Raw genomic sequence first — 15697 nt, forward strand, 5'->3', positions numbered from 1 at the left:
TTCGTCCTGAAATTCCCTGGGACGGAGGCCGTTTAGTTTTGCCTGCAATCCTTCGTAACGGGTCAACGGACAATCCATTTGACAGGCTAATTGATAATGATTATAGTTATCAATTAGATTGCTGATCAATCTATTGTTCGGTTGAAGCTGTTTGCGGCAACATCCATCATAAATAAACGGAGGGAGGGCATCCTATGAATTGGAAACGTACATATCCATGGGTAGGACTGCTGTTAGGAGCTATAATAGCGGGAAGCGGATGCTCAAACACAACGGATCACGGCGCAGTCTCCAGCACTTCTCCGTCAGCATCCTCTCCGGATGATTCTTCAACAGTGAAGCCCGCCGCTGAGCGTGTGCTGAAGGATGCGTTGGGGCACGAAGTGAAAATACCGTCTAACCCCCAGAGGATTGTAGCATCCTATTTGGAGGATCATCTGGTTGCTCTTGGGGTGAAGCCGGTCGCCCAATGGTCCGTCGGCAACGGAAAATCGGTGCAAAGCTACCTCCAGAAGGAGCTTTACGGGATTCCGACCATTCCAAGCGATCTTCCCTTTGAATCGGTCATGAGCTTTGCTCCGGACTTAATCCTCATGGATAGTGCGGAGCAGGTAGCTGGGGACAAATACGCCCAATATGCCAAGATTGCTCCGACATTCACCGTGGGGAACGGAGTCAACAATGACTGGCGGCAGGAATTCATGACTGTGGCCGAGGTGTTGAATAAAAGCGAGGAAGCTAAGAAGGTTTTGGAGAATTACGATGTGAAGGTGAAGGAAGCCAAGGAGAAATTAAAGCAGGCCATCGGAAACAAATCCGTGGCTGTTCTCTGGGTAACCGAGAAAACGGTATATGTGCCTAACGAGCATCTGTCCAGCGGCGACGTTCTGTACCGGGACCTGGGGCTAACCGTGCCGGAAGAAATTAAGGAAATTTCCGAAACGGCTAAAGCCAATTGGAATCCCATTACGATGGAGAAGCTTGCTCAAATGAACATTGACTATCTGTTTCTTGTGAACAGCAAGGGCGCAACGAAAGAGCAGATACTAAAGGATCCGGTTTGGGCCGGTATTCCTGCAGTCAAAAACGGGCACGTATTCGAATATGATCGTACCTCAAGCTGGCTGTATACAGGTGCCATTGCGAATCGCCAGATGATCGACAACGTGCTGGAGAGTATCTTGAAGGAAAAAAACAAGTAAGCCATGACCGCTATTCAACAGGACCAGTTACATCTCCTTTTTCCGGTTCTGCCGAAGGGCGCTTGGTCTAGCTTCACGATCTTCATCATACCTTCATAATATCCTCATTGTAGCTTCATGATCAAAGCGACGGTCTATGGTATTATTTATACATAAGCGAAAATTCAACCCAAATCTAAGGAGGAAAATCAGTATGTCTCTTATCGGAACAGAAGTAAAACCATTCAAAGCATCGGCTTATCACAACGGGAAGTTTATCGATGTAACGGAAGCTGACTTCAAAGGAAAGTGGAGCGTTGTTTGCTTCTACCCGGCCGACTTCACGTTCGTATGCCCGACGGAGCTTGAAGATCTGCAAAACCAATACGAAACGTTGAAAGGCCTCGGCGTTGAAGTATATTCCGTTTCCACAGATACTCACTTTACGCATAAAGCATGGCACGATAGCTCCGAGACAATCGGTAAAATCACGTATATCATGATCGGCGATCCTTCGCATACGATCTCCCGCAATTTCGACGTGCTGATCGAAGCTGACGGTCTGGCGGATCGTGGTACGTTCATTATCGATCCGGACGGCGTGATCCAAGCGATCGAAATCAATGCAGGCGGTATCGGCCGCGATGCAAGCATTCTGGTGAACAAGATCAAAGCTGCTCAATATGTTCGCAACAACCCGGGCGAAGTATGCCCAGCAAAATGGCAAGAAGGTTCCGCAACCCTGAAGCCGAGCCTTGATCTTGTCGGAAAGATCTAAGGAGTGAAAACCTATGGCACTGGACGCAGATATTAGAGAACAGCTAAGTCAATACCTGCAGCTCATGGAAGGCGATGTGCAGATCCAAGTGAGTGCGGGGTCCGATGCCGTATCCCATGAAATGCTGGAGCTGGTGGATGAAATCGCCAGCTTATCCTCCAAGATTACGGTGGAGAGAACCGAATTGTCCCGAACGCCGAGCTTCCATGTGAACCGTGCGGGGGAAGAGACGGGAATTGCTTTTGCCGGCATCCCTTTAGGACATGAGTTCACTTCCTTGGTCCTTGCGCTGCTGCAAGCGAGTGGAAGGCCGCCCAAGGTGGAACAGCACCTCATTGATCAGATCAAGAACATCCGCGGCGAATATCGTTTCGAGACCTACGTCAGCTTGAGCTGTCACAATTGTCCCGACGTCGTACAGGCACTGAACGTCATGAGCGTTCTAAACCCTGGCATCTCGCATACGATGATCGACGGTGCGGCGTACAAAGCCGAGGTCGAGAGCAAAGACGTTATGGCTGTGCCTTCCGTTTACCTCAATGGCGAATTTTTCGGCAGCGGTCGCATGTCGCTTGAAGAGATTCTCGCCAAGCTGGGGACGGCTCCGGACGCATCCGAATTTGCGGACAAGGAACCGTACGACGTGCTTGTCGTCGGCGGAGGTCCTGCCGGCGCCAGCGCGGCGATCTATGCGGCACGCAAAGGCATTCGTACCGGGATTGTCGCCGAACGCTTCGGCGGTCAGGTCATGGATACGATGGGCATCGAGAACTTCATCAGCGTCAAATACACCGAAGGCCCCAAGCTTGTAGCGAGCCTTGAGGAGCATGTCAAAGAATACGGCATCGACGTGATGAAGCTCCAGCGCGCCAAGCGTTTGGAGAAGAAGGATCTCGTCGAGATCGAACTCGAAAACGGGGCTGTGTTAAAGAGCAAGACCGTCATTGTCTCCACCGGTGCGCGTTGGCGTAATGTCGGCGTTCCCGGCGAAGCGGAATTCAAGAACAAAGGCGTAGCCTACTGCCCTCACTGCGACGGCCCCTTATTTGCAGGGAAAGACGTAGCCGTGATCGGCGGCGGCAACTCCGGTATCGAGGCGGCCATTGATCTTGCAGGTATCGTGAAGCACGTGACGGTGCTGGAGTTCATGCCCGAGCTGAAGGCCGATGCTGTCCTGCAGAAGCGACTGTACAGCCTCCCGAACGTGACGGTGCACAAGAACGTTCAAACCAAAGAAATTACCGGCACGGACAAAGTCAACGGGATTACGTACGTCGATCGCGATTCGGGAGAAGAGCATCATGTCGAATTGCAGGGCGTGTTTGTCCAGATCGGACTTGTTCCCAATACCGATTGGTTAGCGGATACGGTTGAGCGCACGCGCTTCGGCGAGATCGTCGTAGATCGTCATGGCGCTACGAACGTACCGGGTGTGTTTGCGGCAGGCGACTGCACCAATAGTCCTTATAAGCAGATCATTATTTCCATGGGATCGGGTGCAAATGCTGCCTTAGGCGCATTTGATTATCTCATTCGAAATTAATAATAACTTTTGCGTATACCAAGGAAAGCCCCTATTTTATTTAGGGGCTTTTTGTTTAGGTTTATAATATAAACAGGGGATTCGGCTATGAGGTCATTGCCTAATGTCAAGAATGCCCTATTAACCACGGCTTGATCAAGGGCAAGACGCTGGCAGGCTGCATGGCTTTGGTAGGTACCTGGAAAGCTGCAGGACAGTTAACTCCAGTGGCAAAAAAGACTTTAAGAGTCAATCTATGCTAAGATATGGATATTGGAAGGTTACATCTTGGTGTGCGGGAGTGTGGAGATGGGATATATCGAGGAATTGCGAAGCCTTGTAGGACATCGGCCTTTAATTTTTGTCGGCTCTGTGGTTATTGTTCAGGACAGCAATGACAGAATCTTGCTTCAACAACGCAAACATCCGTTTGGGGCATGGGGAATCCCCGGAGGTCTCATGGAGTAAATAATCTCTTATTGCGCTAGCCGCCCCGCTCTAATAAATGACCCGCAGGAGGGAACTTTTTTAAGCGTTCCATCTTACGGGTCACCGTTCAGAGTTGAGGTTATTGAACTCCTATTCCCCGACTACCCCAACACGAATTGTATACCTTGAATAAAGCTTCTCAAACGATATATTGCCAACCTCATCCGCCTTGCCTTGCTATTTGTTCCATGGTGTTTCAGTTTTGTGTTCAATAAAGAATAATACTTTTGGTTCAATTTCTTTCATCATTTGTTCCATGAAACGATCGCTTAAAGTTGCTCCATTTTGTTCAGCTTGAAACTGTTTTTCAACCTGTGTTTTTGCAATCACATCAATCACTTGTTGTTTTGAGACATTTTTAGATGCTGCAACCTCCACAACAGATTTACCTTTTGCCAATTCTTGTTTTAAATCTGTCGGACTCATTTTTAGCAACGAAAACAGTTTTTCATCGTTTAAAAAGTTATCAGCAGAATGATCAGGCTGACCATTTAAAGTGAAATAACCTTCTACTTTAATGTTCGAAGGTGTAGGGTCGCCTCCGACCACCCCAACACTGATTGTATTGCCCTGAACGAATACCTGGTAGAACGGTGTTTTTGATCCCTTTTTGGTGTAATTCAACATAAACGTTTTTTGATCCGGGTTCTCCATTTGCTCCATAGCAACCTCGTACTCCTTGATGTTGCCATACATTTTATCAATGAGAGAATCTACCTTCGCCTTGATTTGCTGATCGCTTAAAGTAATGAGCGGCTTCTCCTTAGGCTCCCAATTCTCTTGAGTCAGGTCTTCAATCTCACCCGTAATACCGTTAGTATGAAGGGTAAGCTTTTTGCCGGTTCCTCCTTTTTCCTGCAGTACGATGCTTTGTTGGATCGTTTTCTTATCGGTTGAATTATTGGAGTCTCCAAGGTAGCTTGCATCGATAATCTCAAACGATTTTGTTTCGGGAAATGCGCTGTACAGCTTCTCAAGTGTTGCTTTGCCAACCTCATCCACCTTGACTTGTTCAGCAGTCATTGGTTTTCTTGTAATCATTTCAATCAGGGGAGGGGCCGCAAATGCTGCGGTTGGAATCAAAATCGCAGCAGCAACTATTCCACCAATTAATCGTTTTTTCATGGTTGGTTCGCTCTTTTTTCGTTGCAAATATTGAGAATACGATTGTTCAATTCGTTTGGAAATGGCCGGAGGGCATTCCATCGTTTCTGCCTCTTTGAGCAGATGTTCACGGATTTTTCGTTCAATAGGCATTGGTCTTTTCCATCCTTTCCAGGGGGAGATTCCCTATGTTTTTTCGAAGCGCCTGGAGGCCAGCATGATATCTGGATTTGACTGTCCCCAGCGGAATACCGAGCAATGTCGCGATTTCTTCAAGTGTATAGTCGTGAAAAAAGCGGAGGATGATCACCGTTCGCTGTTTGTCGGTCAGTTTTTGGATTGCCTGCGATATCTCTCGGTTCGTCCCCTCCATGATCACCGTGGGCTCATCCCAATGATGCTCTTCTCGGGAGAAGATACGGATGCGTTCAAAAATTCGGAATCTCCTCCAGCTCTTGACCCGAAATCGCTGCACTTGGCGGATGACCAAGCCGTGCAGCCAGAAGTGGAAAGGACGGTTCGTATCGTAGTTGGCAAGTGAGGTCCACATTTGCATATAGATCTCATTCATGACATCTTCCCGATCCTGCTGATGATCCATCAGAAAGGAGACGGTTCGGTAGACATCCCGATAGGTGGCATCATACATCGTTTGAAACGCCTGTTGATCACCAGCCTTCACTTTTATGAGTAATTGGTACATATATTCACTTTGCATTCAGAGGGCCCTCCTGAGTAAGCAGCTTACATCCTATATTGTCTCTGTTTCGGAAAAAGGTTCGGTTCCCTTCTTAGTTTTTTGCAAGCGGCTGAGTGTCGGCGGCCATCGATCAGGAAGACTACAATCATTACGTCCACTACGAGAATAAAACAAAAGCCGGATTCCTTAGAGTAGGAAAACCCGGCTTTTTAACTATTGAACAGCCCTTAGTGTATATTTTCTTTAAAACGTTGGCGGGACCCCTATACAAAAATTCAATCCGGATCTCGTCGGCAATTCCGATTTTCTGGGCATTTTAGAATGGCTGCCGTCTATCTTTCCATTCGTCAACCTCTCGCGGATCGATCCCAAGAACTTCGCAAATATGCAAAGCTATGGTGACGGTTGGTATCGTAATGCCGTATTCAATGTTTTGATAGTGCTTCAATGATACATTTATGATTCGGCTTATTTTTTCTTGGGATAATTGCTTTTGTTTCCGCGCGTCGACTAATTTCATTTCAATGGTTTGAAGCTCCCTTATCGGCATTTACTCTTATGATAAACACTTCGAGATATTTAAATAATAAAATATATTTGGTTAATTATAATACACGTATTATAATTACTAGTGACACACCAAGTATTTACAAACCAACGCACCAAAAAAAGGGGGAACTTTGGATAGCTTCACCAAACCAGATCTATCAAGAGTGGCTGAAGGGTATGGAAGGAGCGAATTTTACTATAAGTAAACATCAATCTTTTCATTTTAACAAATGTAATTTTTTCAGTTCACTCTTATGGAATATTGTGGTAATATTGTTTTATATTTTTAGGGGAGGTTTGGTTTTTCGTGCGGGTCGTTAATCGCTCTTTGCGTTGGGAAATTGAAGACCAAATGAAGCTGCATGGTTATAATATCAATCAATTGGCGGAACTCACCGGCATTAATCCAGGTAATCTGAGCAGCGCCTTGAATGGCATTTCCCGATCAATGACGATAAACCAACTGGATGCTTTGGGCAAAATTTTAGGGAAGGTGCCCGGATGGTTGTATGAGCTGTACACAGAAGAATGCATCTCCGAAGAAAGATTGTCCCGGCCTCGGCTAGTTCCTTATTTGGTACGATGTGCGGAAGTGGGCCGACATGATTGTATTGACGCGGTCGTATCTAAAATTCTCGATAACCCGAAAAACGTGCAAATCATCTTTGCTGCGGCAGAGAAGCTATTTCATAAAGGAAAACAAAAAGAATCGGAACGTTTTTATGAGCTTGTCGTGCAGAACGTCAAAGACAGCTTTTCCGAAATGCTGGCGATGAGTCACTACCGGTTATTTACTATTACAACCCAAGGTACGGATGTGGAAAAGAATTGGGAGGCCGTTATCCGATTTGATCCGTTTCGAAACCGATTGCCAGAGAGTTATTGTCTGGACGCGTTGTTACAATTAGCGCGAACTTGTTATTCGTTGAAAAAGTGGAATAAGGTTAAAGAATATGCGGGCGAGCTGGTGGAGCTAAGCACTGTTCTATGCGGGGATAAAGAGGTAGCGCCTAAACGGCATCCTGTTTATTATTACGGTATGGGGCTTCTGTACAGAGGAGCTGTGCTTGAAAGGCAAGGGTTATATGAGCAGTCGAAAAAATATGTACGCAGCTATGCTGATCTGGAATGGTTAGAACCTCTTGATGCATCCGGTCAGAAAGAAGTGGAGCAGTTTAAGGTTTGGGGGAAAGCGAACTTATACACGCTTGAAATGTTAACTGGAAACAAGAGCATGGTTAATGAATATGCCGATTATTTGGAGAGCCTTAACCGGTTAAATGACGTTGTGTCCGGGTTGAATGCTATCATTGCTTCAGCGAATACATATGGATTCAATGTTGACCATGTGCTGGCGCGTTTTTCTAGCTCCATTGCACGTTTCGATTTATTTAACCACGATCCGATTCTTGCGGAACGACATCTTCGATATAGGTATCACAAAGCTATTTATGACTTTAATAAAGGGCGTTACGAAAACGGGGTGAAAGAAACGTTACTCTGTATTTTCCTATGCTTGGACATGAAGCGATATGAGGACTTGGCCCGCTGCATCTCTTTATTTGAGAAACATCGAAAATATGCATCAGAAGAACAAGTCCAGTGTTATGAATCCATCACGCTTTGGGCTGATTAACCGCACAAGATGCCAAATCCCACTATCCATACAATTTTGCATTTGGTTGTATAATTTTGACAAATAATTAAGCACCCTGAGGGGGATGCTCAGCATTCTGCACAAAGCGGAATGCTTTTTTTATAGTCAAAAAATTATTCAAAAAGCTTGAATGCCCTTTATTTGGAATTTAAGTATTATAATTGATTTCAAGGGAAGGGTGATATCAATAAAAAGCTAAAGTGGAACATCAGAAAACTACAGCGGCAATTGGTACGGTTAGTTGAAAAAAAGGTTCGTTTTCCGATAAGGAGGTGGTGCAGCTCAGCCAGCGTTTAGATCGGTATATTCTGATGGCTCAAAAGTCTTCTTCTAAGCTGAAGGTGTGTGGATGATGAAGTATGAAAAGTTATTGGTCGGGGAAAGTGAGGAGCGGATTGTTTACCTTGCCCGGATCGGCGCAATCTTTGAACGGTTATACGGCATTAAGGATTTACATGACGCGGTATACAGAGCATCGACAGGTGCCGGGTTTGCTGCCCGAAGATTGGCCGAGCTTGGCTACAGCGATGAGCAAGTTGAGGAACTTCTACGCGAGCGATTGTTTTTTTATCGGGTGAACAACATGGGACACTAGCGTGTGCAAAATTTTTGTTTCTTTCCGTTGAGGTAGTTGGATTGAAAAAAACTCCAAATACTCCTTGGTTTGGGGGGCTAAAATGGACTAGTTTAAAGACGGCGCACTATAGGTTAGGTGTTTCTTTTTTGCTCTGTATTTCTATTCAATCAAAAACAAAGGTGGAATTAAAATGAAAAAAATGGTCTCTTTAGCTTTGTCTGCTGTTCTGCTTTTAAGTTGCGCTTTTTCTGCGGGAGCTGCATCATCCGAGAACGAGAGTAATGCCCTTGAGAACTTGAAAGAAGGAACAAGAATCATTCATCATGTTGGCTACACGGAGAAAGTTACCGTAAAAAACTACAAGGATCAGAAAGATATTGATCGTGTCTTAGCTGAAGCCAGAAATGACAAAAAAGGTATAAAAATCGAACACAATCAAATTCAGCCGGCCGGTATATGGGAAAGAGAAGTCGATTTGGTCGGAAATAAATGTACTTCTGATTATTGGCGATGTAACCGAACGGTGATTGGGGGGTATCCCATGGGGGGAGCACCCTTTTTCTTTTTCTCAGATCGCGCTTTATTCAAAATAATTCACTTAAAATAAACTATGTTTTAACTAATAAATGAAAAAGAGCATAAAATTGAAAAATCGACATAAATCTACTACATTTGCTATATACACCTTCCATGGCTAAGGCTATAATGCAGATAGAAAAAATTGGAGGGTGATTCCAAGTATGGAAAAGGTGTGGAACGTCGTATGGAAAAAAGATAACTACGCATTGGAGAAAGTAAGGAACAACAAGGCGCTGAAGAAATTTAACATATACGAAAGCTTGGGAGTCAACTTTCATAAATATAAAAAAGTCGGTGATTTCGGGGCGGGTGGAGGCTATATGACGCTTGAATTGATCAACCGATATCCCAGTATTGAAAGCGTGAGATTATACGATTATTCGGAAGATGCACTGCTCAAGTCCAAAGAAAATCTGGCGAATTACAGCCATATCAGCTTTAAGCAGCACGACTTGAATGCTCCGATGACGGATCATGCCGAACAGCATGATTTTATTATGGCGTTCAGCGTGCTGGAGCATGTTCATAATTATGAGACAGGCCTGCAGACGTTGTTCGACCATTTGGAAAGCTCCGGGGAAGCCATCATGGTCTGGTCCCATGCGAATTCGATTTTTAAGTGGCAGCGTCAATGGTATGAGAAGCTAAACCTGTGGAACTACGGTTTTCAGAAGGAAATGTCCGTAAAGGAAATCTATGAGTTTCTGGACGGCAAATTTGATGTGCTGTGCTGCAAAGTCGTTCCGTGCGTCGGAGACAAGGGTGTATGGACCTTGCTGGATAATGTGATTCACAAATTCAATAAACAGAGCGGCAGATATTTATTTCTTCACCTGAAGAAAAAGCAATAGGGGAACGCTCGATGCTCGCTTAAAAATGATAAGAAGGTGAAGGTCATGATGATCGACGATATGGAAATCCATTACGACCAATGTCCTGAGACGTATCAGTATGTTTTGGTTGTTTTACATTATAAAGATCAATTTGTTTTCGTGAAAAACAAAAAAAGAAAGTGGGAATTTACAGGGGGAAAGAAGGAAGACGGCGAAACGATTCTGGAGGTTGCCAAGAGGGAGGCCTGGGAAGAAGCCGGCGCCGTGATCGAAAATATACAGGTTGTAGGCTACTATACATTGGCTAACCATGAGAACGTGATTATTTCCGCCGCGGAAGTCTTGTATTTCGAGGAGATTCCCGCATTCTCCGAAACGACGGAAGTCCGATTATCGGCAACGCTGCCGAGCGAAGAGGAATTGTCGTTTACAGACGGAATTTACAAATCGATCTTCAGCCATATCAAGGAACATGTAGTATGAAAGTTAAAGGCGTTCTACTCAGCGTTGCTTCCGTCCTGGTGATGAGCCTCTCGCCGCTGACCAATATGTTCTCTCTATCGTCGATCGACCCGATGGTCGCCAGCTTTTACAGCAGTCTGTTTTCCGCTTTATTCTGCTTGTTGTTTTTAGGGATCAGAAAAAAAAGACTGGCGTTCGTTAACGACAAAAGAATCTATCTGCTGGGGGTCACCAACTCCATCGGCGTCGTGTGCCAATATTTCAGCTTGTTTATGCTGGGACCGATCGCGTTTGGCTTAATCGGCCGGTTTTATATTATTTTTTCGCTGGCCTTGGCCGTATTTATCCTCCGTGAAAAAATCAAATCGTCGAGTTATTTTCCGATCGTCATTTGTATCTTAGGTTCCTTTCTGGTCGTGAATACGGGATCGTCCAACAATAATATGATGGGAATTATGCTGGGGCTGCTGTACACCTTTTTGTTTGCGTTAACCAATTTGCTGGCGAAGAAGCTGGTGGATCGGATCGATTCCTCCATTATTTTATTTTACAACCAGATCATTTCTACCTTGTTGATCGGCGCGTTTATCTGGATTGCTCGGGGAGATTACAAGGTTTTTTTCGCCGGAGAAAGCTTGCTGTTCATTGTGATTGCGGCATTTTGCAGCGGCTTTCTGGGCATTATCCTGTTCTACGAAAGCATTAAATACATCAAATTCTCGGTAGCCAATCTGATCCGTTCGTTGAACCCTGTCATTGTGTTCTTGTATTCGTATCCTTTCTTCCCGATTGAGATTACGGCCAAATTTATCGCAGGCAGCGTGATGATTGTCGTTTCGGTCATTTGGTTGAACCTGAAGCAAGAGTAACCAACGCTTTTCCAAAATGTGCTATGATATGGGGGAACTCATGTCTCACATGCAACGAGAAATTCATTTGGAGAAAAAACATGGATAAAAAAGCGAAAAAAATACTCATGAACACCTTCTGGTCATCCCGCGGTTGGAAGGATCGGCCGTATACCTTTGCCGGCGAGGATTTCCTGTATGCCAAAAGCAAAGGGCTGATGTTCGATCCCATTACGATTACGCATGATGAATTGGTCGAACGGCTGCATGAATTGCATCAAACGATTACCAAGGAACGGGTAGCCGCTGCGTTCCTGCACAGTCTGTCTACGAAAAAAGTCCATCTGCGGAGCGCTCTGTCGAGCTGGGCCCTGACGTCCCAATTGCCTCTGCATACCTGCGGGCAGCGGGGGGCGGTGCGGCCGAACTACAGCAGCTGCGGAGATTGCAATTTCCACAGGTTAATGTCGGACCGGGATTATGTCCATGCGGATTTGAACGTGCTGAATTTCGAGCGGGTCAAATGGGGAGGCGTCCGCTTGAACCAGCTTCTGTACTGCTGGCTGGATCTCGAATTGTTCAGCAAGGAAGAAGAAGCGTTCGAGGTTACCGCTGAGGATGCTGCCATGCTCAACCGAATGACTGAAGCGATTCAGGACTGTGCGGAACATGAAGGCGCCCGGCAGTTGGAGAAGCGCTGGAAGGATGCGTTTCCTTCGAGCAAGCAGGAGCGGGATGTAACGATGGAAATATGGGGATATGCCGGATTGCTGGCCCAGCAGGATACGCCCCGCAAGCTCCGGGGAGGGAGTCACGATTTTAACTCCGTTGCGGAGTGGCAGGGAAGTGACCGGTATTCCCGGGAGGCGCTGGAGTTTTACTTCGGTGCGTTTCTGTAGGTTTATTTTCAACTGTATCTGTAGACCATGTACCTTACTAACGAGAAGAGGAAGAGTATGGATAAAAACCTATTGGAGCAGCTAAACCTCTGGCATGAAGAAGATGAATTTGAACAAATCATCGCTCGGATTCTGGAAATCCCCGAACAGGATCGCGATTATGATTGCATCAGTCATTTGGCGAGAGCGATGAACAATCTGGAACGTTACGAGGAAGCGCTGCAGCAGCTTTTGACGATTGAGAAGCAAGGCGGCAGCGACCCTCTGTGGCATTTCCGCGCAGGCTATGCCTACTACTATCTGGAACAATACGAGGACGCTGTAAGAGAATTCGAAACCGCCGATCAACTGGCCCCCAAGGACCAGGCCACGCTGTCGTTTTTAGTAGAGAGCCGTCATGGTCTCGCCGTAATGAACCGCAAACGCAAGCAGTCGTTGGCCCTACAGGCCCGGAACGAGCAAGGAAGAAAGCACGAGGCGGGAAAAATCCCCTTTGAAGGGTTTGACTTGTCGAGCTTTTGGGATGATAGCGACTACGCGTTAAAACAATACGTCAGCGAGCCGCCTACGGATGAGCTTATTGCTTCGATCGAACAAGAGCTGGGCTACAAATTGCCGGCCTCTTACATTGCGATGATGAAATTGCATAACGGCGGTGTGCCGGTCAACACTTGCTTCCCTACGGAGGAAGCGACGTCTTGGGCGGAAGACCATATTGCGATTACGGGGATCATGGGGATCGGGCGCGAAAAGCCCTATTCGCTCTGCGCAGAATTTGGCAGTAAGTTTATGATTGAAGAATGGGGCTATCCCGATATTGGCGTGGTCATTTGTGATTGCCCTTCGGCAGGTCACGATGTCGTGATGCTGGATTATCGGAAATGCGGCAGGCATGGAGAGCCCGAGGTGGTCCACGTCGATCAGGAATGCGATTATGAAATTACGTTTTTGGCCGAAAACTTCGAGGTCTTTGTCCGCAGCTTGGTGCATCACGATGTCTATGATACCTCGGAGGAAGGGAAGTATGAGGACTTGCGGAAGGTGACCCATGAAGAATTTTCCCCGCTGCTTTCGGAGCTGTGTGCCCGCGTCACCGAGGTCGATAACATGGAGGAGATCATCCGTGCGATTTGTACCCGAATTGTAGAGGAAAAGGGGTACTTCGCTTTCCATGCGGACGAGCTCTCTACGTTGATGTATGACCTGCAGTTTTGGCTGTACACCAATTCTTATCCCCAGACCAATCGTGAACAGTATCTGAAGGCCTATGAGAAAATGATCGCTTTCGGCGGATCGTTTAGCACGGGTGGGTATGCTCCCGGCTTTATTACGGACTGGCTGGACGATCGAATCCGGCAAGGCATGATTGGCAGGACAAGCGATGCGCTTACGTTCAAGGATACGGCAACGAAGCAATTGCTGGAAAAGCTGAAAGCATTCGCATCTGCGACTTAAATTCAAAGCCCTCCGGACCGAAACCTGCGCGGCGCCGGGGGGCTTCCGTACGAAACTCGAAGTGGCTGATCTAGGAAGTAAGGCTCACGAACTTCCAACGTGTATACCAATCCGTAATGTCAGGTCTCATCGGCATCTCCAAATCCCGTTCCATTTTCGTTCTCAAGAGCAAATATTGCTCTTCCACACCGATCCTGTCGCCAATCCAATCATAAAGCTTCATCAGCGAGAAATAGCTTTCCTCCTCGTCCGGAAGCAATTGTTGAATACGGAGATGGACTTGGATGGCTTTTTTCGGTTTTTTTTGCTGCTCGTAGAACTCACATAACTTTCGCATATGGTACAACCACAGCAATCGGAACCGCTCCCGTTCATGTTCGGCCCAGAGGTAATCGTATTTTCCCAGATAGTCCCCCTTGTACAAGTTCAACACATGCTCATAGGCGTCAACTGTACCTGCATCCAGGACACCCAATTGCCTCATGGCGTATTCCCATTCCTCTGTATCTACCCTGGCCTCCCCCAGGTCAAGCTTGTACCCCGCCTCCAAATTGCCGCTGTTTATGGAAACCGTATCCATGTTGGAATTTTTCAAGGTTTGACGTACATGATAAATCGTTGTATAGAGATGCTGCGCTGCTTTAGCTTCTTCCAGCTCCGGCCATAGCAGTTCGAGCAAAACGCTTCGATTGATAGTGCGGTCCCGATGATGGAGCAAATAGGCAAATAACTCTTGCGCTTTGCTTGTACGCCATTTAACACTTTGGGCGTCTATGCCGGGCAGCTTAAACTGAAGCTGGTTAAAGCAGCAAATCATGGGGGAAGTCGTGTCCTGTGTTTTCCTGGTGCCTCTGATAGCCAATTTCTCTTTTATCCGCAGAATCGTTTGGCGCAGACGCTCCTTTTGTAGCGGCTTCATAATATAATCCAGGGCGTAAAGCTCGAAAGCCTGCACGGCATATTGATCGTAACCGGTCACAAATACGATTTCGGTACCGGGAACGGCCGCCTGGATCTGCTTCCCCAGATTCAGACCGTTAATATCCGGCATATGGATATCAAGAAACACCACAGCGGGGCGATGAGCCAATACGCCTGCCATGACCTCGGTGGAATCGGAATAGGTAGCAACGATCTCGACTTCGTTTGCTTCACGCTCAATCGCTTTTTTAAGTCCCATTAATGCTAAATGTTCATCGTCAACCAATATGGCTTTCACAGGAGCGTCCTCCTTGACAGTTGATGCTTGTAATGGCTTTCACAATTCTTATATCGGCATTCATGCGAATATATTGAACAGACGCTGTCTAGGTTTTGTTTATGTTGGGTTGGTACACTAGTAGATAGCTCTTGAAATAACGTTTGCATCGGTGAACTTTCCAAGCCGTATGCGCGCAAATTCCGGGCTGATGCACACGGTAGGAAAAATTTGGACTGAATGGTAAAGCTCACCGGATTCAATGAGGTGAATGACAAGATGCACCATGTTTGGAGGTGAGTAATTACAAGGCTACGGTCGAAAGGCAGGCTCAGCAAATGGCTTTTCTTGTTGAATTGCATGCAGGGTGCAACATCCGTTCCAGACTGCAGACGAAGAAATAAAATAACTCAAGCGAAAGCAGAGGCGCTCGAGTTAGAAGTAGTCGACAAATTATTTAAAAAGAAGGGAGAAAACCTGCTGAATAGAAAGAAATCTGCGAGTATAGAATTTCTATATACTTTCGCCAGCAGGAATGAACAAAAGATGAAATTAACAAATCGAAGAATTTTATCTTTGCTAATGGCAATCATCATGGTATTGACGATGATCCCTTTTCATCCATTAGAAGTAAGAGCAGCGGCAACACCAACACTTGATCTTGGTATTCCTGTTAAAGTAACCGAAGCGACCTATCAGCTGCCGAATGCTGCATTTGGCAGCACAGGCGTCGTGGATGTAAAAGGCGGATACTTTACTGTGGCGGTCAATAGTGGCTCAATTGCTGTTGGAGCTCTTTCAAGCGGTATTACCGAGTTAACGAATGGCATAAAAATTAGTGGCGTTATTTCTGACAAATCTACACC

At 46.2% G+C, this 15697-nt stretch carries 16 protein-coding genes and 1 pseudogene; 13 read left to right on the forward strand and 4 right to left on the reverse strand.

All coding sequences use genetic code 11. From position 1 onward, the window contains the following. Positions 1–194: 194 nt before the first annotated feature. The 4 genes and pseudogenes from KQX66_RS24750 to KQX66_RS24765 form a co-directional block, all read left to right on the forward strand. A complete protein-coding gene (locus tag KQX66_RS24750) occupies positions 195–1202 on the forward strand; it encodes an ABC transporter substrate-binding protein (RefSeq protein WP_216795476.1) in 1008 nt (335 codons plus the stop codon). 193 nt (positions 1203–1395) lie between these two features. After that, complete coding sequence (gene ahpC, locus KQX66_RS24755) at positions 1396–1959, forward strand: alkyl hydroperoxide reductase subunit C (protein WP_108532544.1); 564 nt, start codon at positions 1396–1398, stop codon at positions 1957–1959. A gap of 13 nt (positions 1960–1972) precedes the next feature. Continuing rightward, positions 1973–3502 (forward strand): alkyl hydroperoxide reductase subunit F, encoded by a 1530-nt coding sequence (gene ahpF / locus KQX66_RS24760; protein ID WP_216795477.1) that lies wholly within the window; start codon positions 1973–1975, stop codon positions 3500–3502. Positions 3503–3790: 288 nt separating this feature from the next. Beyond that, positions 3791–3946 (forward strand): annotated as a pseudogene (locus KQX66_RS24765) (NUDIX hydrolase); the annotation flags it as partial. A gap of 201 nt (positions 3947–4147) precedes the next feature. Here the strand turns inward: KQX66_RS24765 and KQX66_RS24770 are convergent. From KQX66_RS24770 to KQX66_RS24780, 3 genes are all read right to left on the reverse strand, one after another. Continuing rightward, positions 4148–5227, reverse strand: a complete 1080-nt coding sequence (locus tag KQX66_RS24770) for a hypothetical protein (RefSeq protein WP_216795478.1) — start codon at positions 5225–5227, stop codon at positions 4148–4150. Beyond that, positions 5217–5792, reverse strand: coding sequence for a sigma-70 family RNA polymerase sigma factor (locus KQX66_RS24775; protein ID WP_216795479.1), 576 nt, complete (start codon positions 5790–5792; stop codon positions 5217–5219). The genes KQX66_RS24770 and KQX66_RS24775 overlap by 11 nt, the downstream gene beginning before the upstream one ends. A 298-nt stretch (positions 5793–6090) precedes the next feature. Continuing rightward, complete coding sequence (locus KQX66_RS24780; RefSeq protein WP_306665892.1) at positions 6091–6324, reverse strand: helix-turn-helix domain-containing protein; 234 nt, start codon at positions 6322–6324, stop codon at positions 6091–6093. A 306-nt stretch (positions 6325–6630) separates the two neighbouring features. On the opposite strand from KQX66_RS24780, the gene KQX66_RS24785 reads away from it, so the two are divergent. The 9 genes from KQX66_RS24785 to KQX66_RS24825 all read left to right on the forward strand — a co-directional run bounded on the left by KQX66_RS24785 (position 6631) and on the right by KQX66_RS24825 (position 13633). Next, positions 6631–7959 carry a helix-turn-helix domain-containing protein gene (locus tag KQX66_RS24785; RefSeq protein ID WP_216795481.1) on the forward strand — a complete coding sequence of 443 codons (1329 nt, stop codon included), beginning with the start codon at positions 6631–6633 and terminating at the stop codon, positions 7957–7959. Between the two features lie 296 nt (positions 7960–8255). Beyond that, positions 8256–8333 (forward strand): hypothetical protein, encoded by a 78-nt coding sequence (locus KQX66_RS37535; protein ID WP_308647272.1) that lies wholly within the window; start codon positions 8256–8258, stop codon positions 8331–8333. Beyond that, entirely contained in the window at positions 8330–8575 is a 246-nt protein-coding gene (locus tag KQX66_RS24795; RefSeq protein WP_253957419.1) for a hypothetical protein, read from the forward strand. Before KQX66_RS37535 ends, KQX66_RS24795 begins: the two co-directional genes overlap by 4 nt. A 172-nt stretch (positions 8576–8747) precedes the next feature. After that, positions 8748–9164, forward strand: coding sequence for a hypothetical protein (locus KQX66_RS24800; protein WP_216795482.1), 417 nt, complete (start codon positions 8748–8750; stop codon positions 9162–9164). Between the two features lie 133 nt (positions 9165–9297). Continuing rightward, positions 9298–9987 carry a class I SAM-dependent methyltransferase gene (locus tag KQX66_RS24805; RefSeq protein WP_216795483.1) on the forward strand — a complete coding sequence of 230 codons (690 nt, stop codon included), beginning with the start codon at positions 9298–9300 and terminating at the stop codon, positions 9985–9987. A gap of 45 nt (positions 9988–10032) precedes the next feature. Next, on the forward strand, positions 10033–10452 hold the full coding sequence (locus KQX66_RS24810) for an NUDIX domain-containing protein (RefSeq protein WP_216795484.1): 420 nt from the start codon (positions 10033–10035) through the stop codon (positions 10450–10452). Then, the gene (locus tag KQX66_RS24815; RefSeq protein WP_216795485.1) at positions 10449–11300 is read left to right on the forward strand and encodes a DMT family transporter; all 852 of its coding nucleotides are present in this window, start codon (positions 10449–10451) and stop codon (positions 11298–11300) included. Before KQX66_RS24810 ends, KQX66_RS24815 begins: the two co-directional genes overlap by 4 nt. 80 nt (positions 11301–11380) lie before the next feature. Further along, positions 11381–12178, forward strand: coding sequence for a hypothetical protein (locus KQX66_RS24820; RefSeq protein ID WP_216795486.1), 798 nt, complete (start codon positions 11381–11383; stop codon positions 12176–12178). 57 nt (positions 12179–12235) lie between these two features. Next, entirely contained in the window at positions 12236–13633 is a 1398-nt protein-coding gene (locus tag KQX66_RS24825; RefSeq protein ID WP_216795487.1) for an SMI1/KNR4 family protein, read from the forward strand. A gap of 70 nt (positions 13634–13703) precedes the next feature. Here the strand turns inward: KQX66_RS24825 and KQX66_RS24830 are convergent, their stop codons facing one another. Then, positions 13704–14852 carry a response regulator gene (locus KQX66_RS24830; protein ID WP_216795488.1) on the reverse strand — a complete coding sequence of 383 codons (1149 nt, stop codon included), beginning with the start codon at positions 14850–14852 and terminating at the stop codon, positions 13704–13706. Positions 14853–15697: the final 845 nt, after the last annotated feature.

The organism is Paenibacillus oleatilyticus (genome assembly GCF_018998565.1).
GTDB classification, from domain to species: Bacteria; Bacillota; Bacilli; order Paenibacillales; family NBRC-103111; genus Paenibacillus_G; species Paenibacillus_G oleatilyticus.

Coding starts and splice junctions, on each gene's coding strand:
- KQX66_RS24750 (WP_216795476.1), top strand. CDS start 195: ATGAATTGGAAACGTACATATCCATGGGTAGGACTGCTGTTAGGAGCT.
- KQX66_RS24810 (WP_216795484.1), top strand. CDS start 10,033: ATGATGATCGACGATATGGAAATCCATTACGACCAATGTCCTGAGACG.
- KQX66_RS24820 (WP_216795486.1), top strand. CDS start 11,381: ATGGATAAAAAAGCGAAAAAAATACTCATGAACACCTTCTGGTCATCC.
- KQX66_RS24780 (WP_306665892.1), bottom strand. CDS start 6,324: ATGCCGATAAGGGAGCTTCAAACCATTGAAATGAAATTAGTCGACGCG.
- KQX66_RS24795 (WP_253957419.1), top strand. CDS start 8,330: ATGATGAAGTATGAAAAGTTATTGGTCGGGGAAAGTGAGGAGCGGATT.
- KQX66_RS24800 (WP_216795482.1), top strand. CDS start 8,748: ATGAAAAAAATGGTCTCTTTAGCTTTGTCTGCTGTTCTGCTTTTAAGT.
- KQX66_RS24770 (WP_216795478.1), bottom strand. CDS start 5,227: ATGCCTATTGAACGAAAAATCCGTGAACATCTGCTCAAAGAGGCAGAA.
- KQX66_RS24775 (WP_216795479.1), bottom strand. CDS start 5,792: ATGCAAAGTGAATATATGTACCAATTACTCATAAAAGTGAAGGCTGGT.
- KQX66_RS24825 (WP_216795487.1), top strand. CDS start 12,236: ATGGATAAAAACCTATTGGAGCAGCTAAACCTCTGGCATGAAGAAGAT.
- ahpF (WP_216795477.1), top strand. CDS start 1,973: ATGGCACTGGACGCAGATATTAGAGAACAGCTAAGTCAATACCTGCAG.
- KQX66_RS24815 (WP_216795485.1), top strand. CDS start 10,449: ATGAAAGTTAAAGGCGTTCTACTCAGCGTTGCTTCCGTCCTGGTGATG.
- ahpC (WP_108532544.1), top strand. CDS start 1,396: ATGTCTCTTATCGGAACAGAAGTAAAACCATTCAAAGCATCGGCTTAT.
- KQX66_RS24805 (WP_216795483.1), top strand. CDS start 9,298: ATGGAAAAGGTGTGGAACGTCGTATGGAAAAAAGATAACTACGCATTG.